General features: G+C 63.3%; 20 protein-coding genes, 2 tRNA genes, 1 other RNA gene and 1 pseudogene. 5 read left to right on the forward strand and 19 right to left on the reverse strand.

Going from position 1 to position 21,795, the window contains the following annotated elements; genetic code table 11:
• The 7 genes and pseudogenes from HMPREF3171_RS02755 to ffs form a co-directional block, all read right to left on the reverse strand.
• Window positions 1-361, reverse strand: a pseudogene (locus tag HMPREF3171_RS02755) (HNH endonuclease signature motif containing protein); the annotation flags it as partial.
• A 92-nt stretch (window positions 362-453) separates the two neighbouring features.
• Window positions 454-1,080 (reverse strand): recombination mediator RecR, encoded by a 627-nt coding sequence (gene recR / locus HMPREF3171_RS02760; protein ID WP_070422681.1) that lies wholly within the window; start codon window positions 1,078-1,080, stop codon window positions 454-456.
• Window positions 1,081-1,147: 67 nt separating this feature from the next.
• Window positions 1,148-1,522: a YbaB/EbfC family nucleoid-associated protein gene (locus tag HMPREF3171_RS02765; protein WP_070451098.1), complete on the reverse strand. Its 375-nt coding sequence runs from the start codon at window positions 1,520-1,522 to the stop codon at window positions 1,148-1,150.
• 53 nt (window positions 1,523-1,575) lie between these two features.
• Window positions 1,576-3,702, reverse strand: coding sequence for a DNA polymerase III subunit gamma and tau (locus HMPREF3171_RS02770; RefSeq protein ID WP_070482667.1), 2,127 nt, complete (start codon window positions 3,700-3,702; stop codon window positions 1,576-1,578).
• A 10-nt stretch (window positions 3,703-3,712) separates the two neighbouring features.
• Complete coding sequence (locus HMPREF3171_RS02775) at window positions 3,713-4,249, reverse strand: hypothetical protein (protein ID WP_070482668.1); 537 nt, start codon at window positions 4,247-4,249, stop codon at window positions 3,713-3,715.
• Window positions 4,239-5,510 (reverse strand): aspartate aminotransferase type Ic, encoded by a 1,272-nt coding sequence (locus HMPREF3171_RS02780; RefSeq protein WP_070482692.1) that lies wholly within the window; start codon window positions 5,508-5,510, stop codon window positions 4,239-4,241. The genes HMPREF3171_RS02775 and HMPREF3171_RS02780 overlap by 11 nt, the downstream gene beginning before the upstream one ends.
• Window positions 5,511-5,580: 70 nt before the next feature.
• An RNA gene (ffs, locus tag HMPREF3171_RS02785) (signal recognition particle sRNA small type) lies at window positions 5,581-5,676 on the reverse strand.
• 131 nt (window positions 5,677-5,807) lie between these two features.
• Between ffs and HMPREF3171_RS02790 the strand changes: the two genes are divergently transcribed.
• Both HMPREF3171_RS02790 and HMPREF3171_RS02795 read left to right on the forward strand, forming a co-directional pair.
• A tRNA-Ser gene (locus tag HMPREF3171_RS02790) sits at window positions 5,808-5,893 on the forward strand.
• A 54-nt stretch (window positions 5,894-5,947) separates the two neighbouring features.
• Complete coding sequence (locus HMPREF3171_RS02795) at window positions 5,948-7,255, forward strand: hypothetical protein (protein ID WP_070482672.1); 1,308 nt, start codon at window positions 5,948-5,950, stop codon at window positions 7,253-7,255.
• Here the strand turns inward: HMPREF3171_RS02795 and HMPREF3171_RS02800 are convergent.
• Complete coding sequence (locus tag HMPREF3171_RS02800; RefSeq protein WP_070482673.1) at window positions 7,239-8,768, reverse strand: N-6 DNA methylase; 1,530 nt, start codon at window positions 8,766-8,768, stop codon at window positions 7,239-7,241. The two genes, HMPREF3171_RS02795 and HMPREF3171_RS02800, sit on opposite strands and share 17 nt — an antisense overlap.
• A gap of 67 nt (window positions 8,769-8,835) precedes the next feature.
• On the opposite strand from HMPREF3171_RS02800, the gene HMPREF3171_RS02805 reads away from it, so the two are divergent.
• Entirely contained in the window at window positions 8,836-9,336 is a 501-nt protein-coding gene (locus tag HMPREF3171_RS02805) for a ferritin (RefSeq protein ID WP_208856607.1), read from the forward strand.
• Between the two features lie 71 nt (window positions 9,337-9,407).
• Here the strand turns inward: HMPREF3171_RS02805 and HMPREF3171_RS02810 are convergent, their stop codons facing one another.
• From HMPREF3171_RS02810 to gluQRS, 3 genes are all read right to left on the reverse strand, one after another.
• The gene (locus HMPREF3171_RS02810) at window positions 9,408-9,965 is read right to left on the reverse strand and encodes an LURP-one-related/scramblase family protein (RefSeq protein ID WP_070421596.1); all 558 of its coding nucleotides are present in this window, start codon (window positions 9,963-9,965) and stop codon (window positions 9,408-9,410) included.
• Between the two features lie 115 nt (window positions 9,966-10,080).
• Complete coding sequence (locus HMPREF3171_RS02815) at window positions 10,081-12,810, reverse strand: YPDG domain-containing protein (RefSeq protein ID WP_070482677.1); 2,730 nt, start codon at window positions 12,808-12,810, stop codon at window positions 10,081-10,083.
• Between the two features lie 143 nt (window positions 12,811-12,953).
• Window positions 12,954-13,877: a tRNA glutamyl-Q(34) synthetase GluQRS gene (gluQRS, locus tag HMPREF3171_RS02820; protein WP_070450783.1), complete on the reverse strand. Its 924-nt coding sequence runs from the start codon at window positions 13,875-13,877 to the stop codon at window positions 12,954-12,956.
• A gap of 19 nt (window positions 13,878-13,896) precedes the next feature.
• On the opposite strand from gluQRS, the gene HMPREF3171_RS02825 reads away from it, so the two are divergent.
• Complete coding sequence (locus tag HMPREF3171_RS02825; RefSeq protein WP_070482679.1) at window positions 13,897-14,553, forward strand: queuosine precursor transporter; 657 nt, start codon at window positions 13,897-13,899, stop codon at window positions 14,551-14,553.
• Here the strand turns inward: HMPREF3171_RS02825 and HMPREF3171_RS12460 are convergent.
• From HMPREF3171_RS12460 to HMPREF3171_RS02855, 8 genes are all read right to left on the reverse strand, one after another.
• Window positions 14,489-14,917, reverse strand: a complete 429-nt coding sequence (locus tag HMPREF3171_RS12460; RefSeq protein ID WP_141743320.1) for a DUF3800 domain-containing protein — start codon at window positions 14,915-14,917, stop codon at window positions 14,489-14,491. The two genes, HMPREF3171_RS02825 and HMPREF3171_RS12460, sit on opposite strands and share 65 nt — an antisense overlap.
• The gene (locus HMPREF3171_RS11585) at window positions 14,865-15,188 is read right to left on the reverse strand and encodes a helix-turn-helix domain-containing protein (protein ID WP_083279335.1); all 324 of its coding nucleotides are present in this window, start codon (window positions 15,186-15,188) and stop codon (window positions 14,865-14,867) included. Before HMPREF3171_RS11585 ends, HMPREF3171_RS12460 begins: the two co-directional genes overlap by 53 nt.
• Window positions 15,189-15,570: 382 nt before the next feature.
• Window positions 15,571-16,827, reverse strand: coding sequence for a tRNA guanosine(34) transglycosylase Tgt (gene tgt, locus HMPREF3171_RS02830; RefSeq protein WP_070482682.1), 1,257 nt, complete (start codon window positions 16,825-16,827; stop codon window positions 15,571-15,573).
• Window positions 16,824-19,187, reverse strand: coding sequence for an MMPL family transporter (locus tag HMPREF3171_RS02835; RefSeq protein WP_070482686.1), 2,364 nt, complete (start codon window positions 19,185-19,187; stop codon window positions 16,824-16,826). The genes tgt and HMPREF3171_RS02835 overlap by 4 nt, the downstream gene beginning before the upstream one ends.
• Before the next feature lie 58 nt (window positions 19,188-19,245).
• Window positions 19,246-19,333 (reverse strand) — tRNA-Ser (locus HMPREF3171_RS02840).
• A gap of 39 nt (window positions 19,334-19,372) precedes the next feature.
• On the reverse strand, window positions 19,373-19,600 hold the full coding sequence (locus tag HMPREF3171_RS02845) for a CsbD family protein (RefSeq protein WP_070421601.1): 228 nt from the start codon (window positions 19,598-19,600) through the stop codon (window positions 19,373-19,375).
• Between the two features lie 76 nt (window positions 19,601-19,676).
• Window positions 19,677-20,153 carry a nucleoside deaminase gene (locus tag HMPREF3171_RS02850; RefSeq protein WP_070482688.1) on the reverse strand — a complete coding sequence of 159 codons (477 nt, stop codon included), beginning with the start codon at window positions 20,151-20,153 and terminating at the stop codon, window positions 19,677-19,679.
• Entirely contained in the window at window positions 20,140-20,622 is a 483-nt protein-coding gene (locus HMPREF3171_RS02855) for a tRNA adenosine deaminase-associated protein (protein WP_070482690.1), read from the reverse strand. Before HMPREF3171_RS02855 ends, HMPREF3171_RS02850 begins: the two co-directional genes overlap by 14 nt.
• Window positions 20,623-20,672: 50 nt before the next feature.
• Between HMPREF3171_RS02855 and HMPREF3171_RS02860 the strand changes: the two genes are divergently transcribed.
• Window positions 20,673-21,677: a prephenate dehydrogenase gene (locus tag HMPREF3171_RS02860; RefSeq protein ID WP_070482691.1), complete on the forward strand. Its 1,005-nt coding sequence runs from the start codon at window positions 20,673-20,675 to the stop codon at window positions 21,675-21,677.
• The last annotated feature ends 118 nt before the right edge of the window (window positions 21,678-21,795 follow it).

Raw genomic sequence — 21,795 nt, forward strand, 5'->3', positions numbered from 1 at the left:
CCGCCGGTGTCTTATCCGCCGGCACCAACGAGCGGGCCGCAGCCTCAATCGCCCGGTAGCCACCCTCGACCTCAAGCAAAGCCAGGCGCAGCGCCCACCGCTGGGACGTATCCTTGACCGGTGCGATGCGACGCTCGATCAACGCCAACTCATCCAGGGAAAACGCCCGAGCCCGCGTAGCGGCCACCGCCTGCTTGCGCGTGAACTTGGTGCGCCCGAAATACACATCGCGCAGCCGCGCCCAGGCACGAGCACGATCCGGAGCGAAGCCCGAGACGAGTGCAACATCAAGGTCGAAATCAGCCAGCGTCTCCAACGCTGCGGCCGACATCGCCTGCACTAACACCTCGAACGAATTCATACCCAAAACGCTAAACGCCCGGCGCAGAAAATGCACCTGGCCTGTGGATAACTGGGCGTGGGGTCGTCGAAAAGTAAAGAGTTATCCACAAATCACAGCTTGAGGCGCCCGGTTAACGCGCGGGAGAGTGTCAGCTCGTCGACAAACTCCAAGTCCCCGCCAAGCGGCATACCCGACGCCAAGCGCGACACCGTCAGCGACGGGAAGTCCTTCAACAAACGCGCCAAATACGACGCCGTCGCCTCCCCCTCCGTATCAGGATCGGTGGCCAAGATGACTTCGGTGACGTCGGGGTTGTCGGCGCCGTCGACGTCGTCAAGCACACCGCCAATGCGCTGCAACAGCGGCGCGATGGCCAGGTCCTTCGGGCCGACATTCGCCAACGGATCCAACGACCCACCCAATACGTGGTAACGGCCCGAATACTCCCCCGTGCGCTCAATGACCTGGATGTCCTTCGCGTCCTCCACCACGCACACCAGCGTCTTGTCGCGGCCCGAATCGGCACAGATGCGGCACACTTCCTCGCGCGAAACGTTGTTGCAGATGCGGCAGAACGTCACCCCGTCGCGCACGGCGGCTAGGGCGGCGCGCAGCCTATCGATGTCCTCCGGCTCCGTCTTCAGCAAATGAAACGCGATACGTTGCGCGGATTTGGGGCCGATGCCGGGGAGGCGCGAGAATTCGTCGATAAGGTCTTGCAGCGGTCCTTCAAACACGCGGGGGTTCCTTTCGTGGCATGAAAAACGCGCCCGACCAGGCCGGCCGGACGCGGAAAGCGACAGGTTAGACGATGCCGCCGAACGGGATCTCGCCCGGGCCTGCCTGCGGGGCGCCACCCTGCGGTGCGCCGCCGCCCATTGCGCCGCCGGTCAGCGGGGCGATCTTCTCTTCGGCGAGCTTGCCGGCCTGGTCGTGGGCGTCGCGGTATGCGGCGAGGATGAGGTCCTGCAGCGTCTCGACGTCCTCCGGGTCAACGGCTTCCGGCTTGATGGTCAGGTCGGTGATTTCAGCGCCGCCGGTCATGGTGACAGCAACGAGGCCGCCGCCTGCAGTGCCGGTGACCTCGGTCTGCAGCAGTTCCATCTGCGCCTGCTGGAGTGCGGCCTGCACTTCGGCGGCCTGGCGGATGAGTTCCTGCATGTCCTGTGGCTGGGTCATGGTTGCAACCTTTCGTTTGTTGGTAAAGCTCCGTGGGCCATTGTACGCGTCGCTTAGAGGGGTTTGGCTCCGAGTTCGGCGGCGAGGAGATCCATGGCGACTTCGGTGGCGTCGCGGCGGTCTGCTGTTCGTTCTCCGTCGCGTGCTTCTTGGGCCATGTCGCGTTCTTCGTCTTCGCGTGTGTATTCGGGTTCGGCTTCTTCGAAGGGTTCGGCCGGTTCGGGTGGTGGTGGGATGTCGTCGCGTTCGCGTTTGGCGCGTTCGGCGGCTTTTTGGCTGGCTGCGGCGACGGCGGCTTGCCAACTGTTGGCGGGGGCAGGGTCTTCGGGCTTTTCGCTTGTCGACGACCCCTCCCCCGGATTCCACACCTCCCTCGGTTCTGGCCGCTTGACGTGGGCGGCGTCGGGGTTGGTGCCGACCACGCAACGGACCTTGATCGGCGTGCCGAGCTTCTCTGTGAAGACGGCGACGATGTCTGCGTTGTTACGTTCGGCGTTGATCCGGTCGGCGAGCGCCCCGGTGTGATGGCCGACGACGAGGGTGTCGTTGTCGAAGCCGAGCGGTTTCGCCTCCGTCAGCATGATCTCCGCGACCTGGTTGCGTGCGCCGACGGATTGGCGCAGGCGGGTCCAGTCGCGCTCGATGCGCTGGTACAGGTCGTCCGTGTCCGGCTGTGGCGCGGGTTGCTGCGACGCGGGTTGGGCAGGTTCGGGTTCACGCTGCGGTTCCGGTTGCGGCGCGGGTTCGGGTTGCGGCGCTGGCTGTGGTTCCGGGGTCGGCTGCGACTGGGCCGGCGCGGGCTGCTGTGGTTCGGGCGGCGGCGTCTGCTGCGCTCGCTGCTCGGATGCCGGTTGAGCAGGCGCGGGTGCGGACGCAGGCGCGGGTGCGGGTTTGCGCGAGGCGGTGCGGGAGCTTGCAGCGGCGGCTGCAGCGGCTGCGGCGGCAGCAGCGCCTCCCCCGCCAGCGGCGCCAGCGTTGCCGGAGGGAGCACCAGCAGAACCGGCAGAGCCACCAGCACCGGCACCAGTACCAGCACCAGCACCCGCAGCGCCAGCACCACCACCTGCGCCCACCGCGCCGCCGCCGACGCTGACGGTGAGGAGGTGCGCCATCATGATTTCGAGGAGTAGGCGGGGCGAGGTGGCGCCGGCGAGGTCGGGAAGCCGGTCGTTGACTTCGGTGGCCAGGGCGGAGAGGTGGGCGGGGGTGAAGAGTTCGGCTTGGTGTTTGAGGATTTCGGAGCGGTCGGTGGGGGCGTCGACAAGTCCTTGCCCGAATGCGTCGGGCACGGTGCGGATGAGGAGGAGGTCGCGCATGCGGTCGAGGAGGTCGAGGGCGAAGCGGCGGGGTTCGTGGCCGGATTCGATGACTTCGTCGATGGTGTGGAACATGGCGGAGCCGTCGCCGGATGCGATGGCGTCGACGGCGGCGTCGAGAAGCGTGAGGTCCGTGACGCCCAACAGTGGCAGGGCAAGGTCGTAGGTCAGGCCGTCGGGTCCAGCTCCGGCGAGCAGCTGGTCGAGGATGGACAGGGTGTCGCGCGGGGAGCCGCCGCCGGCGCGGATGACCAGGGGGTAGACGTTTTCGTCGACGGTGACGCCTTCGTCAGCAACGATGCGCTCGAGAAGAGAACGCATGGCTTGGGGCGCGAGCAGGCGGAATGGGTAGTTGTGGGTGCGTGAGCGGATGGTGCCCAGCATCTTTTCGGGTTCGGTGGTGGCGAAGATGAAGATGAGGTGGGCGGGTGGTTCTTCGACGATTTTGAGCAGGGCGTTGTTGCCCTCTTTGGAGATCATGTGGGCTTCGTCGATGATGAAGACGCGGTAACGCGATTCGCTTGGCGCGTACAGGGCGCGTTCGCGCAGGTCGCGCATGTCTTCGACGCCGCCGTGGGAGGCTGCGTCGATTTCCATGACGTCGAGGTTTCCGTTGCCGCCGGGGGCGAGGGAGACGCAGGAGGGGCATACGCCGCAGGGGGTGGAGGTTGGTCCTTCGGCGCAGTTGAGTGAGCGTGCGAGGATGCGGGCGGATGATGTTTTGCCGCAGCCTCGTGGGCCGGAGAACAGGTAGGCGTGTGAGATGCGGTTGTTGTCCAGTGCGGTGGACAACGGCCGGGTTACTTGTTCTTGCCCGACGACTTCGCCGAATGTTGCGGGGCGGTATTTCCTGTACAGAGCCACGCGGGCTACCTTACTCGGCCTCGCGATTCCATTCGGTGGTGTTGGTGCCGCGGCGTCGCAACCTGCGGGTTAGGACGTCGAGGCCTTGGTCGCGGGCGATGGTGTATTCGTCGTCGGTGAGTGCGACGAGTTCGAGCAGCAGGGTGAGCCTGTCGGGTTCGCGGTATAGCGGTGTGCCGCGGTCGAAGAGTTCGGGTTCGCGCAGCCAGCCGTGGCGTGCGGTGGTGCCGAGCTCGTCGAGGGCGCCTTCGAGCAGCACGCCGGGTTGTGCGGGGATGCCGAGACGTTCGATGGCACGGGCAGCAGCAACGACGGCGCGCCCGGGCAGTTGCTTATCGACGACCCCACCTACCGTCACAATCTCACACCGCACATCGGTTGCCCCATCCCCGTCGATGACCAGACCGGTGTCCACTTGGGAGAAGCCGACGGTGCAGGCCGCGGGGGTGGTGTTGATGGTGGTGAGGGCGACGGCGGCGTCGTCGATAAGCATGAGCTCGATGTCCATGAACGACCCGAGCCATGCGGCGACCTGATCAGTTTTCATGCGCCTCGATGCAGGCGAGCAGCACGCAGGTGGCCACGCCGTCCATAGCGGTGCGGACCTCGTCGAGCGGCGGCAGGGACGGTGCGAGGCGGATGTTCTCGTCGTTCTCGTCGATGCCGCCCGGGAAGGACATGCCGGCCTTGGTCAGGGTGATGCCGGCGTCCTTGGCCAGCTCCCAGGCGCGCTTGGCGGAGCCGTCCTTGACGTCCAGGGAGATGAAGTAGCCGCCGGTCGGGTTGGTCCACTCGGCGACGTTGTACTCGCCGAGGCGCTGCTCGAGGATCTCGACGACCGCTGCAAACTTCGGAGCGAGCGAGCCGGCGTGCTTGAGCATGTGGGCGCGCAGGCCGTCGACATCGCCAAAGAAGCGAGCGTGTGCCAACTGGTTGACCTTGTTCGGGCCGATGCCGCGCACGCCAGCGTGGCTGTTGTACCAGTCCAGGTTCTCCTTCGAGGAGGCGAAGAACGCCACGCCCGAGCCTGCGAGCGTGATCTTGGAGGTGGACGACATGTACCAGAAGCGGTTCGGGTTGCCATGCTTCGCGGAAATCTCCAGGACGTTCGGGTTGTCCGGGAACTCGTCGGTCAGCGTGTGGATTGCGTACGCGTTGTCCCAGATCAGGCGGAAGTCCGGCGCGGCGGTGTCCATGGCGCAGAGGCGCTCGATGGTCTCGGCGGAGTAGGTGATGCCGGTGGGGTTGCCGAAGATCGGCACCGACCACATGCCCTTGACCTGCGGGTCCTTCACCAGTTCTTCGACGAGGTCCATGTCGGGGCCGGTCGGGGTCATCGGCACCTGGATCATCTCGAAGCCGAAGTGCTCGACGATGGTGAAGTGGCGGTCGTAGCCCGGCACCGGGCAGATCCACTTGACGGTTTCCTCGTCCTTCCAGGGGCGTGGCGAATCGTTGGTGCCCCAGATGTAGGCAAAGGAGACGAGGTCGAACATGATGCTCAGGCTCGAGGAATCACCCGCGACGACGTTCTCCGGGGCGACGCCGAGGGCCTCGGCCCAGAGCTCGCGGATATCCGCAATGCCGTCGAGGTTGCCGTAGTTGCGCACGTCAGCGCCGGTCTTGTCGGTGTAGTCGTCCGCCCCCGGCAGCGACAGCAGCGCGTCGGAGAACCCGAGCTGCTCTGCGGACGGCTTGCCACGCGTCAGGTTCAGGTTGAGATTTCGGGCCTTGAGTTCCTCGTACTGTGCGCGGGTGCGCTCGGCGAGTTCGTTGAACTGGGCTGCGTCCAGGTCCTTGAGAGACATCATCACTCCAGATGTTCGAAGGCGAATTTTGCGTGCCCACCATCGTACCGGCCTATCCGTCCCCGAACATGAAAAAGGGACCCCACGCACCTGCTAGAGCTCGCTGACCCTTGCTGCGTTCCCGCCCTGGGGGAGTTCACAAGATAACACCGCGTGAGATCCTGCCTGACACTGTAGCCATCTCTTCCGCCAGAACACAACCTGCGCCGGGCCACGCTGCGGTTTTGGTCTTGTGGGGTGTGTGCATTACCATGTCCAAAGACGCTTCGCCGGTGCATGCCGGGGAGGTTGTTCGCTGGAGGATTCGACTAGCGGCCTATGTCACACGCCTGGAACGCGTGCGGGTTTCACGACCCTCGTGGGTTCAAATCCCACATCCTCCGCAAAATGCACGCCCCGCGTTTCTGCGCGGGGCGTTTTTGCTACCGTTTTGTGCTGTGACCACAACTGCAAACACTGCGCTTGATCGACTCGCTGACCTGCTGGGTATCGGCCGTTATACGGTTGCGGATGCGGGCATGATCCCGCGCGCGATCGCCCTTGCCGCCGCCGAGGAACTCGACGTGCCCTACGAGGACGCGTGGACTGCCGAGGAGATCGCGGACAGCATCTTCGACAACTTCGCCCAGTACATCCTGGGCTCCGGGGTTGATGGTCGGGCGACGACGCTGCGCGCAATTGTCGACGACCACTTCACCGCCCAGACGTCTCGCACCCGGGGGTCGGGGGTGTCGTCGTTTAGCAAGCTCTCGTCGGACGACTTCACCCCGGCGAAGAACAAGCTGGAGGCGGTCAACCGCATTAGCGCGCTGACGGGTTCGGGCCCGGAGACGCTCGGCCCGGGCTCAAAAGAGCGCAAGTCGGTGCTGGTGAACCTGGCGCGCGCTATCGATGCCGCCAACGCTCCAGAGGATGCGACGAAGATCGAGCTCGGGCGTTGGCTGGCACAGCAGTTGGGCGGAACGTGGGGGCCGCGTGATTACTCGTCGGGCTACACGATCACGCTCAACGGGCTGAATAATCTGCTGCACCTGGCCACGCGCCGGTTTACGGGCGCGGAGGATTTCGCCTCTCCACTGCTGGAGGCCAACGCGCTCGTCGCCGGTGCTGCGGAGGCGCTCGGCCTGCGGGCGGACACCGATTGGGCGAGCCTCCCGTTCGACGGGCGCACGTGTGTGGAGGAGATGTTCGCGGCGCAGTACCGCAACCGGAACCAAACGGAGTGGTTCGCCTGGTACGCCGAGTTCAAGGTCCTGCCGTTTTATGCGGCGAAGTTCAAGGGCGGGCCGGCGACCATCGGCCACACGGAGTTCGATTACCAAGGTACCCGCACGTGGGATCTGAAGGTGCATTCCAGCGACGGCAAGGCGGACCGCACGCCGCTGAACGACCAGTACTCGGTGGATCTTGCCGCAGCACAGGACGGGGTCGGGTTCATCGTGGTCAACACTGTGCCGGATTACACCGACGAGGACGCGTTTTACCGCTGGCACATGGCTAAGCGCAACAAGGTGGTCAAGAACCGCAAGCCGAACTCGCGCAAGCTCAAGGTCGCGCACACGGTGACCAGCATCGAGGCGTACTACTTCCCTGATACTGCATCTATTAGCGACGCCATCGCCCGCGGCATCATCAAAGTCTTCAACCAGGGCCGCCAGCAGGACGGGTCGCCGCGCAAGCCGAAGTACGAGATGGACATGGCACTCGCGCGCGGCACAAAGTATTTGCTCACGGCACTTCCGTGAGGTCCTGTGCGTACGCCGCCGCCACGTCTACGTCGCGCCCGAACACCACGCGGTTGAGCCGCTCCACAAGGGCGAAGGGGTGCTTGACGTTTTCATTGACAATGCCGGCGTTGAGTTTGGTGACTAGGTTGTTGCGTTCGGAGGCGCGGATGTCGTCGATAAGCACCGGCTCTAGGTCGGGCACTGGCACGCACATGAGCACGCGACGGGTGAGGCTTACGCCGCCGTCGTGCCAGCGCCACCACAAATACGGCGCGGACGAGTTCAGCGTCACCGCCGCGAGGTCCCGGTCGTGTGCGGTGGCGAAGTGCAGCACCTGCTTCGAGCGCCGGCTCAACTCCCCGAACGCGGCGGAGATGTAGTAGCGCGGGGTGGTGGCTACGGTGAGCGAAAACTCGGTCGGGCCGGGCACGACAAGGTCGGCGATGGTGCGCTCCCACCCCTGCATTTGCCGCCAGATTTCCTGGTGGTCGGGGTGGATCTTCAGCCACTCCCCTCCCTGACCGATCTGCCGCGGCGCGAGCAGGTGCGGTGCCTTAGCCAGCATGGCTGCCCGCGATGCTGCACGCCATCGCAAGATCGGCGTGATCCGCCACGAGTCCTCGTCCGGCGGGCACACGGTCACGGCGGCGCGCACGAAGTTGGTTTTCGACGTGTTCGACGAGCCGAACTTGTAGCCGCGGAACAGGGTGTCGGGGACGTTGTCGAAGACGGTGATGTCGCCGCCGGTGAGGTGGTCGTCGATTAGCAATCGCAGCCCTGCGAACTTCGGCGCGCCCAGGTAGGAGGCGGGCGTGACCGCGATGAAGCCGCGGCTGGTGGTGGCGACACGCTCCATGAAATAGGCGAAGAGGTCGCGGGTGGCGGCGGTGGCGAACGTGTCGTCGCGCGCGGTGGAGGCGTACGGCGGGTTCATGATGACAAAGTCGTGGGCGGGGATGTCGTCGTGAAGAAAATCGGCCACCACACAACGCGCGGCGAGCGCTTCAAAGCCTGCGGTGTCGCCCGGCGCGAGGAAGTGCGACAGCAGCACCACCGCGGTGCGCAGCGCGACCGGGTCGATGTCCACCAGGATCAACTGCTTTGCGACGAAGCCCCCCACATCCCCATCAACCTTCCGCGCAAGGTGCCACGCCAGCACCCCAGTGCCACAGCACGGGTCCACCCACGTGCCCTGTGGGAAACGGTTGACGTGCTGGGCCATGAACTCCGCGGCGTCATCCGGCGTGAAGTACTGGCCCGCATCCTTGCGCGCCTTACTGTCGCTGAGCGCCAGGAACGCCTCGTAACAAACCGCGATCTCCCCGATGGTCATGTTTTCGAACACATCTTCTGCCAGCGGCTCGACCCCCAGGTAGGATTCCACCACCGGCGCAAGGTCGGGCCGCAACGCGTTCGAGTGCGCCGCGATCCCCCGCAGCCATGCCTGTTGGCCTGCGATTTCGGGGTGCGCGCGCAGGCGGTTCAGCGTGGCGGTGACACGCTTTGCGGAGAAGTTCGATCCCTGGGGCACGGTGCCCGAGCTTATAGCTCTTTTACTCTTCCGCTCCAATCTGGGCTGCTGTATACTCGCGTGCATGATCGACGCAAAGCTTTACGAAGCAATCAACCAGCAAGTCACCGAAGAGTACGGTGCCGCCTACATCTACCGCTACCTGGCCAACGAGATGGACGCCCTGTCCTTCCCGGGCCTGAGCGAGTGGTTCGCCGCGCAGGCATCTGAGGAGTGCGACCACGCGCAGAAGTTCGCCCAGCACCTCATCGACCGTGGCGAGCATGTCAAGCCGCACAACATTGAGATCGACGCGCCTGAGATCAAGACCCCGCTCGACGCATTTGAGGCTGCTCTTGCGCACGAGAAGAAGGTCTCGGAGCAGATCCGCCAGATCACTCGCCTGGCCGATGAGGTCGGCGACCTGGGCTCCCGCCCGCTGCTGAACTGGTTCCTCGAGGAGCAGATTGAGGAAGAGTCGACCGTGAGCGAGATCGTCGACCAGCTCAAGCTTGTTGGCAAGGACGGCTCGGGCCTGTTGCGTATCGACGCCCGCCTGGCCGGCCGCTCCACCGACTCCGACGCGTAACCCACCCCCGGATTTCGCGTTCAGCCCCCGTCACGTGCGGGGGCTTTGTTTGTGTCTAGCGCTGTTTGTGTCTAGCTGGATTGTTGGCGGCGCTTGACCCGCCACATGTCGATCGCGATGACCACACCGAGGATCGCAGCGTGCTGGCGTTCGCTCAGCTCCGGCTCGAACTGCACCCGGTAGTCCGACTTGCCGGTCAGTTCGCGCCCGAAGCCTTTGTATTCCGCGACCACGTGCGCGATCGGGCGGCCCTGCGATGTGAGCGTGTAGTTGCGGTTGAACACCTTGCCTTCGACTTGCACCTCGGGAAACCCTGCGATGTCGAGGTCGAATTTTGAGCCCATGAGCTTGAACCGCGATGTCAGCCGCGCCAGCTCCATCGCGGGCGTGACCAGACGCACGGTGTAGCTATCGCGGATGAGGTCGATCGGGTCTTCGATGCTGATAAGGTGCGTGCCGCCTGCGTCGAACACATCGACTTGGCGCGAGGCCCGGCTCAGCACGTCTTTCATGTTGAGCTTCGTTTGCCGTGCCGTGCCAAGGGGTTGTCCGGTGGGTGCTTCGATCGCGAACTCGTTGCGGCCGAAGATTTTGGTTTGCCGGATAATGACTTCGTTTTCCCGCAGCATGGTGTAAATCGTAATCCCGCCGCGCTGCGCGTGCCGGGCAGAAATGCGTAAAAGGCTGACGCCAGTTCCGAGTGCGAACTGGCATCAGCCTTTTACGGTGTTCGGGAGAGAAGGGTTAGGCGGTTTCCTCGGTCTCCTTACCGTCGCCCTTGTCTTCGCCTTTGTCTTCGCCCTTGTCGGAGGAACCCTTCGCGTCTGACTTGGAGCTCTGGGCCCACTCCGGCAGTTCGCCGTCCTTGCACAGGGCGGCGAGGATGCCAATGCCTGCTGCCAGGCCAGCCAGGGACAAACCGATGGCTGCTGCCTGGGTGACCTCCGGGCCGAACTGCTGCTGCAGGCGGTCAGCCTCAACCTGGATCTGACGCATCCACTCCGGCTGCGGGCGGCGGTTGGTCTCGCCGCCGAGGCCGAACTGCTCGAGCGGGTTCGGGATGTTCATCTTCTCCGACACGTTCGCTGCTGCCTTGCCCAGCTCGGCGCCGAGCGGGCCGGCCAGCGGTGCACCGATGGCGATCAGCAGGCCGAGCGGAACCAGCCACAGCAGTGGGTTGTTCTCGGACGACATGCTGTCGAAGCACTTCTTGATGTTCTCCGAGGAGCCCTGGTCAGACACCAGATTCTGCGGCTGCTTCTGGCCCGGGTCGTTCGGGATGGAACCGTTGTCGGTCTTGACCGGGATCTCGACGATCGTGGTCTTGCCGTCCGGCGTCTTCACCTCCACCGGGATGGTGATGTTGGTGCCCGGCTTCACGTCGGCTGGCGGGGTGATGGTCAGGTTGCCCGTGCTTGGGTTGACCTCGACCTTCCAACCCTCCGGGATCTTCGGGTTGTCCGGGATCTTCCATTCGCCCGAACCGTTCGGCGGCGGAACCTCTGTCTTCTGGCCCGGGTAGACAACGATCACGGTGGTGGTGTTGTTGTCGCCTGGGGTGGTGTTGTCGGTGCCGTTGCCCGGCTGGGTCTCCGGGACCTTCACCGTGACCTTTGCCGGCACGACGTCGGTCTTGCCGCTCGGGTAGGTGACGGTGACGTTGATGATCTTCTCGTCGCCATCCTTCGCGGTCTTTGGCACGGTGACCGTGATGTCGCCAGTCTTGGCGTCGATCTGCGGGTTCCACTCCTCAAGATCCTGACCCGGGGTGATCTCGTAGGTGGAACCACCCGGCACGTCGTCCTTCTTCGGCTTCAAGGTGGCGTTCTGGCCCGGGGTCTTCTCTACCTTCGGGTACTCCGGGGCACCGTGGACGATGACCTTCGCCGGAACGTTCTTATCCACAGAACCGTCCGGGTAGGTCACGTCGACCAGGATCGTCTTCACGTCGCCAGGCTTTGCGGAGCCCGGAATGGTGACGGTGATGGTGCCGGTTGTCGGATCAACCTTCGGCACCCAATCGCCCAAGTCCTGGCCCGGGGTGATGGTGAAGGTGGAGCCGTCCGGCAGGTTCTTGTTGTTCTGCTCGAGGCTGACCTCCACCCCGACCTTGCCGTAGGTCTCGCCGTAGCCCGGGGTGTTCAGGTTTGCGTCGGTCTCGCGCACCGTCACCACCGTGTCGATGGTGTCCTTGGAGCCGTCGGCGTAGGTGACGTCCACGGTGAACGTGGCGGTATCGCCGTGCTTCGCGCCCTTCGGGGCGGTGACCTTCAGCGTGCCGTCCTTGGCTGGTTCGGCGGTCCACCCTTCCGGTGCGTCGACGACGGTGTAGGTGGCGTCGACGGCGGTGCCGCGGACGTCGCCAGGCTGTGCCTTCAACGCGACATCAACGGAGCCACCCGGCTTGACCGTGTTCGGCGTGTTGTAGGCGGGAGCAAACTTGGCAACGGGGACGGAACCGGTGAACTTCGGCGTGTCTTGATCAACAACGCCGTCCTCGGTTGCAACGCGCAGTACCTGTGGGTTCTTGTAGGCGTCGAAATCCTCGTCCTTGGTGGTCTCGCGAGGGTTCGCGATGATTTCCACATCAACCTTCGCCGCCTTGTCGTCATCAACCGAACCGGTCGCGCCCTTGGGGAGGGTGACGTAGACCTTGCCGGTGTCGTCGACACGCACCTTGGCCCCCTCGATCTTCTTGCCAGCGATGGAAACGTTGCCGGTCAAACGTTGGTAGTCGTTCTCCGCATTGGCCACCGTGATGCCGGTGTCGTACTCGTTGCCGTCCGCGATGATCGCCTGGGACTGCTGCTCAGAAGCAACAATTGGCGCGCAGTCATCGGTCTCAAATACCCATGGGGCGACTTCAATCTGCACAGTTGGGCTGACGCGGGTCTTCTCAGCCGCCAAGATCGTCGGATTATTGACCTTCCAGGCCCACGTCTGCGCCTGCTGATTGCTGTCCACAGCCAGCTTCACAACGGCCGTGCGCTTCTGATCACGCTTCAGCGAAAAGGACTCCTGATCAATCAGCGCAACCTCGTTGACATCAAGCATCTCAACGGGCTCATTGCCCTTGCGCTTGATCTCAACGGAGCCCTTCTTCAGAGCTTCAAGCTTGTAGGAGTGGGTTGCATCCTGCGTACCTACGTTTTCAACAACGATGAACGCCGTGCCGGATTGAAACACCCGCTCACTGTCAGCGCTTACGCTCACCCACGGCACGAAAGCGTTGTCTACCTCGTCGAGGCCAACACCCACGCTGACCCCGTTTTGGGTTGTCTTCAGCGCCACGCCAGGGTTCACCGTGGTGATGTTCTGATCCAGCACAACAGCACATGCGCCCTGCTGTGGGTTCGCGGTCCGACCCGGAGGGCTTGTGAATTCTTCTGGCAGCGCGGTTGCTTGCGGGGCGACAACAGCCGAAGCGCCGAGGGCAAGCGCAACGGTGCTCGCAGCAATCTTCTTCGAAATCATGAAGTCTCCTTAGAGGTTCGTTGCCCAGTGGTGCGTCCCCAAACGCAGCCACGTGACCTTCCTCCAAATATGAGTGAGCTTCAGACCGACCGCAAGAGTTTTAACATATAAAAAACAGGTTATACTTCATTAAAACACAGCAATTACAAAGATTCCCACGTCCATGGGTCGCGCGACAGTTGTGACGGTTCGAACACATCCAACAAACCATTCACGCTATCTACCTGGCCATATCCGAGCGACCCGGCAATATCACGCACAATGTCGGACTGACGTTTATCGGCCAACATCTCCCGCAAGGTGACAGCACCATCGCGCTTTGCTAATCGACGACCCCCTGGCCCCACCACAAGCGGAACGTGAATATAAAAAGGCGTCACGAGAGAAAGTTGATCAGCCAAATACGCTTGTGCCGGGGCAGAAAACAACAAATCTTCGCCGCGCACAACCTGATCCACCCCCTGAAAACCGTCGTCCACAACGACCGCCAAGTTGTACGCCCAATCCCCCGCCTGAGCCTGATCCACACGCCCGCCGCGCTTCAAAATCACATCATCAACCGGCCCCGTGTAGGCACCGTGGTAGAAATCCTCAACCGTCCACTCACGCACGTGGGCCCGCAGACGGATTGCGGGGAGGCGGCCCTCGTCGGCGAGGTCGCGTCGTCGTAAAGCACGCTGCTCCTCCGTGAGATCACGACACGTCCCCGGATACATCCCCGGCTGCGCATGCGGCGCCGACGCCGCCTCCCGGATATCCCGGCGCGTGCAATAACACTCATACGTATCCAAGCGAGCCAGCGCATCTGCATACGCGTCCCCGCGATCGTGCTGGTAGAGCACCGGAGGATCGAAGTCGAGGCCGAGCGCCTCCAAGTCCTCAATCTGGCGCAGCGCCGACTCCGCGGATGAACGCTCCGAATCAATATCCTCCACACGCAAAAAGAACTTCCGGCCGCTTTGGCGAGCAAACAGCCACGCCAGCACCGCCGTACGCAAATTGCCAAAGTGGAGATCGCCGCTCGGACTCGGCGCATAGCGACCAGCAGGACCTTGGAAAACAGCCATATGTGCAATGATATTGCGCATGTCACCGCGCGTATCCCGCTCCCCATACCCGTACCTGCTCGCCGTGTTCTGCGCGGTGTTTCTCATCTCGAACATCACGGCACAAAAAGGCGTGGTCATCGGGCCGCTAGTCACCGACGGGGCCTTCTTCCTCTTCCCCATCTCCTATGTCATCGGGGACGTCATCGCCGAAGTCTACGGGTTCAAAGCCGCACGCCGCGCCGTGTTCACCGGCTTTTTCATCGCCGTGCTTGCCGTGGTGACGTTCTACATCGCCATCTGGCTGCCCGCGGCGGACTTCTACGACATGCAAGACACCTTCGCCGCAGTCCTGGGCTTGTTGCCGCGCATCGTCGCGGCCTCGCTCGCCGGCTACGTAGTGGGTCAACTACTCAACGCGTGGGTACTGCAGAAGATGAAAGACCGCTTCGGCACCGACCGCCTCTGGGCGCGCCTGATCGGCTCCACCATTGTCGGCGAATTCGCGGACACGCTGCTGTTCTGTACCATCGCCGCGAGCGTGATCGGCGTCGACTCTGCTGGCACGTTTGTGAATTACGTGGTTGTCGGCTTCCTGTGGAAGACCCTCATGGAGGTCGTGCTGCTGCCGATCACCTATCCGACGATCGCAGCCGTGCGCCGCGCCGAACATCGCATTGCCGACGAGAGCGCGTAACCCACAGGGCTCCGAAACCTGTACTGTTGCTAATGCAGACCCCCTCCACACGTGTGGACCAAGGGGGTCTAGCTGTTTCTAATCTAACTCGCGTGGCCCCCCTGGAAGGATCACGTGGAGCGAGGTACTCGCTGTACCAATTGTGGGCGAACTTGTGTTTGGGCACTTTCATTAACGACGAATTCGCACTCCACGCAACGTGATCTGCCATCTGAACGAGTTGGGACGCCCTGGAGTCCAAGAAGATGGGATCCTCAATAACATGCCGAGTTGTCCTTGGGAGTTCACGATGTGCTCGGCGAAAGTTTTTCTCAGTTCCGTCCCTTACGAGCCGGCGTGAAGGCCAAGCGCAAATCCAGCGCAGCTAGAACCTTAAGCAGCGTTTCTACCGTCGGATTCCCAACTCCATTTTCTATGCGACTCAGTTCAGCCTGTTGAATTCCGGCAGCATCAGCAACAGATTGCTGAGTTGCGCCGCGATCATGCCGGGCCGACGCAAGTGCAGCACCTACCGCTTTACGCTCTGCAAGTTCCGCAGCAAACGCTCGCGTTGCCGCATCACGAATTACCTCGGCTGCTGGCGATTCCGATTCTCGATATGGCTGGATGAAGTCTTCAAACTTTGTAGTGGCCATTTGTTCACCCCCACGCTCCGCTTAATAGGTAACCAGCAGCAAGTTTATGTGTTTAACCCCATATCAGCAAGGCGTATTTACTCTCTTTTCCAGGCAGACAAAACGGAGCGCGCTGCACGAATTTCCTTCTGCTCCTGCTTTCGACTTGGATCGCGCAACTTGTTGTATCCACCGAGCAACAAAACGATTCGCTTTAGCCGGATGCGGCTCGAAGTTTCCCCAAAATCGCTCCAACCCTAGACCCGCAAATCACAGCTTAGGGGCAAACCCGAACTCACCCTGCTTGCTAGATCGAGCACATGAGTGCCCCAGAGGGCGTTTGACTGGTCATCGGGCCGAGTTCGGGTTTGCTCCTAAGCTGGCTGCGCGACTACATAGTCCCCTACTTCCCGGCGTAGTAGCGGCCGAGGAATTCGTCGCGGTAGGCCTCGTAATCGCCGGCGTCGATGGCAAGGCGGATGTTGTCCACGAGGCGGATCATGAACTCCAGGTTGTGGATCGTGCACAGCGTGCCCGCCAAAAACTCCTTCGCCTTGAGCAGGTGGTGGATGTAGGCGCGGGAGTAGTTCTCGGAGACGTAGCCGCCGAACTCCTCGTCCACCCCGGAGAAGTCCCGCTTGAATCGGGCGCCGGCAAGGTTCATGCGGCCGTCCAGGGTGTACACGCCGCCGCGGCGGCCGAGGCGCGTCGGGGCAACGCAGTCGAAGGTGTCGGCACCAGCTTCGACGGCGGTGAAAATGTCGTCCGGCTCCGAAATGCCCAGCAGGTGACGCGGCATGTCGACAGGCAGCTCGTCGGTGACCCAGCCGACGATCGTGCCCAGGTTCTCCTTCTCCAGGGCGCCACCGATGCCGAAGCCACCGAAGCCACGGCGGCCCTCATCGAGTGCCTCGCGGTGAAGATCCAACAAGCCGTGCACCGCCTGGCGGCGCAGGTCCTCGTACTGCGCCCCCTGCACCACGCCCCACAGGGACTGCAGCGGCTTGTCCGCCCGAACCTCGGTCAGACGGTCGTGCTCGATGAGGCAACGACGGGCCCAACGACGGGTGCGCTCGACGGAATGCTCCTGGTAGGAGCGGGTATCCACAAGCGTGGTCAGTTCGTCGAAGGCAAACATGATGTCGGCGCCCAGCTGGTGCTGGATCTGCATCGACACTTCAGGGGTGAAGCGGTGGGAGGAGCCGTCGATGACGGATTTGAAGTCGACGCCGTCGTCGTCGACACGCGCCATGCGATCCTTGTTCGCCGCACGGATGTCGCCCTCGGTCAGGCCCGCGGTGTCCATGGCGAGGACCTTTTTAAAGCCGACGCCGAGGCTCATCACCTGGAAGCCGCCGGAATCGGTGTAGGTGGGGCCGTGCCAGTTTTCGAAGGCGGCGACGCCGCCGGCCTCGTCGACAATGTCGGGCCCAGGCTGCAGATAGAGGTGGTAGGCGTTGGACAGGATCGCCTGCGCGCCGGTGGAGCGGATCTGCTCGGGCGTGAGCGTTTTCACCGTCGCCTTGGTGGCCACGGGGATGAACGCAGGGGTCTGAATGGAACCGTGCGGGGTGTGGATCACGCCGGTGCGCCCGTGCCTACCCGGCGCGGGCTCCAACTGGGTGCCGACCTCGAAGGTGGTGTCCGTCTGCTGCGTCATGCGTGTTCCTTTTCTAGTTCGGTGCCCTCAACGTCGACCTCGGGGAGGAGTTTGTCCAGCCATTTTGGCATCCACCAGGCGGCGCGGCCGAGGAGGAACATGGTGGCGGGGACGAGGGCCATGCGGATGAAGAAGGCGTCGAACAGTACTGCGACACCGAGTGCGAAGCCGAAGATTTGGATGAACGGCAACGGTTGGTCCAAGAAGGCGATGAAGACGGCGATCATGATGATCGCGGCGGCGGTGACCACGCGCGCGCCTTGCCTGAAGCCTTGCACGGTGGATTCGTGCACGGCGCGCAGCCGGTCGCCGTCGCGGTTGCGCAGGTAGGCCTCGCGCATGCGGGTGACCAGGAAGACTTGGTAGTCCATGGCCAGGCCGAAGGTGACGCCGATGAGGAAGATCGGCAGGAAGGACAGGATCGGGGTCGGCGTGTTCACCAAACCCCAGAGGCCTTCTTGGAAGAACAGGACGGTCACGCCGAAGGCGGCGCCGACGGATAGCAGGAAGCCAAGGCCTGCCACGAGCGGCACCATGATGGAGCGGAACACGATAACGAGCAGCACGATCGCCAGCCCCACCACGATGGAGAGGTACAGCGGCATGGCCTTTGAGAGTTCTTCGGTGATGTCCATTTGGACGGCGGTCAGGCCGGTCAGGCCAACGTCGATACCCGTGGCGTCTTCCACCTGGCTGATGGCCTCGCGCACTCCGTGGGCGATTTGCAAGGTGCGTTCCTCTTCCGGACCACCGGTTGGGGTGGCGAGGATCTGGGCGGCTGTGAGGTCGTCGTTAGCTGCGATGAGCTGCGCGTGCTCGATGCCGTTGACGGAGCCGATCTCACCCATGGTGTAGATGAAGGACGCGAGCGCTGCCTTCTGGGCGTCGCCGCCTGCCTCATCCGGGATCGCTGACATGTACGGCTGGAGAATCTCCGAATTGGGGTTGACGCTGTGTGCATCAACCACCAGCAGCAGTGGGGCGTTCACGCCGGGGCCGAAGCCTTCCGCCATGAGGTCTGCGGACTTGCGTTGGGTGGTGTCGTAGTTGGAGGTGCTGTCGGACGGCAGCGACATCTCCAAGCCAAGCACCGGGGTGGACAGCGCACCAAGCCCCAGCACGACCACTGCCATAACAAGGCCCGGCACCTTTTCGACGAAGCGCACCCACCGCCTACCCATCGAATTCTCATCGAGGTCCTTCGCCGGACGCTTACCCGGACCCGGATTACCGGCCAGACCGGGAATCTTGCCCGCGAAGGTCTTCGAGCCGAACGCGCCAAGCAACGCCGGTACAAGCGTCAGCGCGACGAGCACGGCGATGAACACGGTGACGGCGGCGGCAAGGCCCATCCAGGTGAGGAACTCGATCTGCGCCAGTGCCAGGGCGACCAGCGCGGTAAAGACCGTGGCACCGGCGAACACCACCGAGGAACCCGCGGTGCCGACAGCCATTCCGGCCGCCTCATCCGGCGGAAGGTGGCGTGCCTCCTGGCGGTAGCGCGACAGGATGAACAGGGCGTAGTCGATGCCCACGGCCAGGCCGATCATGACGGCAAGGACCGGAGTGACGTCGTTGAGCTCCACCCAGTGGGTGGTCAGCAGCACCAGCAGCGCGCCGATGCCCACGCCGACCACGGCGGAGATGATCGGGATCACCGAAGCAGCAAGCGAACCGAAGGTGACCACGAGCACCAGGAACGCCACGGCCAGGCCGACCATCTCTGAGGTGGTCTTAATGGCAATTGGCTCGCCGAAACCGGCGCCGCCGGCCTCCACCTGAAGGCCCGCGTCCCGGCCGATTTTCATAGCCTCGTTCACCACGTCGCGGTCCGCCTGGTCGACGGACATCGACGACTCAGCGTCGAACTCGAAAGTGGTGTAGGCGATGCGGGCGTCATCGCTAAGCATGCGCAACTGATACGCATCCGCTTCCGCGCGCTCTCGCGGCATGCCCATCTCAGTCATCTGGCCAATGACCATGCGCTGCAACTCGCCGTTGACCGTCACTGGATTGCCGAAGCGCTCCCCCTCCACCCCGAGATGGTCGCGGATATAGCCGACGGTGGCATCCATCGCCGCCATATGCTCGGGCGTATCCAGGCGCTGACCCTCAGGCGCGGCGAACACCAAGTTCACGCCAGGGGCTGTGGCCACATTGCCGGCATCGGGGAAGTTTTTCTCCATGTCGCGCAGCGCGTCGATAGCCGGTGTGCCCTCGATTGCGAACTCGGAGGTAAACGGCTTCATCAACGAAAACGCGCCGCCCGCAGTCGCACCGAACAGCAGCAGCCACGCCACAATCACCCGCCATTTGTGCAGGTAGGACCAACGTCCGAGGTTGTACAGCAGTTTCGCCACGTCAAAGGGTTCCTTCTGTGATACGGAAAAAGCCCCCGTTGCCGGGGGCTTTAACACTTGGCGGTAGCGGCGGGATTTGAACCCGCGGTGGTTTTACCCACACTCGCTTTCGAGGCGAGTACCTTCGGCCGCTCGGACACGCTACCGCCGACTAGATTAACGGCAGCGCCGCCAAGAAACCAAATTTAGCGGTCAGCTTCGTCGCGGACCTCGTCCGCCTTGTCCTCAACCTTGGCTGCAACCTCGTTGGCCTTGTCCTTAATAGCGTCGCCCGCCTCGGAGAGCTTCTCCTTAGCGCTGCCGATCAGCTGATCAGCCTTGCCCTCGTTCTGGAGCTTCTCGTTATCGGTAAGGTCGCCAGCCGCTTCCTTAGCCTGGCCCTTGATCTGATCAAGCTTGTCATCCAAACCCATGATGTTCTCCTTTATTCGTTGAAATTCGGTGCAGTCGCCCAGTGTAGGGACAAACCCGAACACTTTGGGTAACGATTCAATTACTCCTCAGATCTTCAAAGAAATCACCCAGTAACCTGGCAGTTTCGGCCTCCAGCACGCCGGCGCGCACCTCAGGGACATGCAGATGCCGCGGGTCCCGGATGGCATCCAGCACCGAACCCACCGCACCCGTCTTCGGCTCCCATGCGCCAAAAATTAACGACGACACCCTCGCCCCCAAGATCGCACCCGCACACATCGTGCAGGGCTCCAGCGTGACCACGAGCTCACACCCATCCAGCCTCCACCTCCCCAACGCCTCGCACGCCTGCCGGATGGCCTCCACCTCCGCATGCGCGGTCGGATCGTTGTTCGCCTCCCGGCGGTTCACCCCCACCCCAAGGACCTCGCCCTCCGGGGAGAACACCACAGCCCCCACCGGTACATCGCCAGGCGGGGTCATGCGGGCAACCTCGATCGCCTCCCGCATCCGTTCTTCAGCCCGGCGGGCAGGTTTGCTAATCGACGGCATCAGCAAGCTCGTCGCCAAAACCCAACTCGTCGGCGATGGTGTGGGCGAGATCGGCCGGGTCGGCGTCGTCGTCAAGCAAAATGCTCAACTGCTCCTCGGACAACCCCAGGTCCGCGAGGATGGCAAAGTCACCATCAGCCCAGCCGTCGACGTCGTCCAGCTCATCCGGGTCGATGTCGGGGATGTCCACGTCGGCCTCATCCAGGATGTCAGCCGCGAAATCATCATCCACCGCCATCGTCGCGTCCGAAATCAGCACACGCACCTTCGACGGGCCCGGACGCACCACAACCAAATAGTCATCCTCCACGTTGAGCAGCGCAAACGCCGCGCCCTCGCTGCGCAAACCGCGCACAGCGTCAATGGAGGTGGAAAGGTCCGTGAAATCGTCGCGGAACTCGCGCACCTGCCACGAACCCCCAACCTGAGCGACGGTGACGGCAAACCCGTCCGTGAAGTCCTGACTCATGGGACGAAAGCGTAGTCCGCGCGGGCCAAAGTGTCACTAGACTTAACGCGGTGACTACCTACCAACTGCCCCCCATCTGCATTCTCGGCCTCGGACTGATCGGCGGGTCGCTCATGCGCGACCTGACCATCTCTAACGAACGCGTCTTCGGCTACACCATGCACGGGGCACGCGCAGCACAACGGGACGGCTTCGATGTCTCCGACAACATGGAAGAAGTGCTGCGCCGCGCAGAGGCCGACAACGCGCTCATCGTGGTCGCGGTGCCGATGGCGGCCGTGGCGTCCGTGCTGGACCAGGTAGCTTCGTTCGCCCCGACGTGCGACATCACCGACGTGGTATCCGTCAAAGAGCGCGTGTACGACCTCATCGTCGAGCGCGACATGCAGGGCCGCTACGTCGGCGGCCACCCCATGGCGGGCACCGAGTTTTCCGGCTGGAGCGCCTCCCACGAGGGCCTGTTCGAGGGCGCCGCGTGGGCCGTAACGTATGACTACGCGCGCGAAGGCCTTGCCGACGACCACTGGGCTGCCCTGTTCACCACCGTGTGCCGGCTCGCATCCGTTGTCGGTGCGGAGGCGGTCCCCGTGCGCGTATCGCTTCACGACGAATCCGTCGCCCGCGTCTCCCACCTCCCCCACGTCATCGCCGAAGCCCTTTCGTTGGTCGGCGACCGGGGCGGAACGCTCGCACAGTCCCTGTCGGCCGGGTCCTTTAGAGGCGCGACCCGGGTAGCTAGTACGGAACCCGAACTCGTGCGCAACATGTGCGAAACCAACGCCGACTCGCTCGTGCCTGTGCTCGACGAGTTCATCGAACTCCTCCAAGCCGCACGCGCTTCCCTTGCGGACGATCCGGCGTCCATGAAGCAGCTAGCCGAATCTGGCAACCGCGCCTACCTGCGCATGGCCGCCCGCAAAGGCGCCCGCCGCGAGTCCGTCTCCCCCGTGAAGATTTCTTCCCGCCCGGTCATGCGCGTCCACCCTGGCGCACCGGGATGGGTCCGCCAACTCGAGCAGGTGGAGTCCCTCGGCGGACGCGTCGAGGTGTTCTAGGTTTTGTTTTCTGGGGGGTTGGGGGTTTGGGGGTTTGGGGGGGTTGATCCCTGGGGTTCCCCGAGGTTCCCTGGGGTTCTAGCCGGCCGTTTTCCGCTGGTCGTCTAGCTCTGTGTTT

Source organism: Corynebacterium sp. HMSC08F01, assembly GCF_001807545.1.
Classification (GTDB): domain Bacteria; phylum Actinomycetota; class Actinomycetes; order Mycobacteriales; family Mycobacteriaceae; genus Corynebacterium; species Corynebacterium coyleae.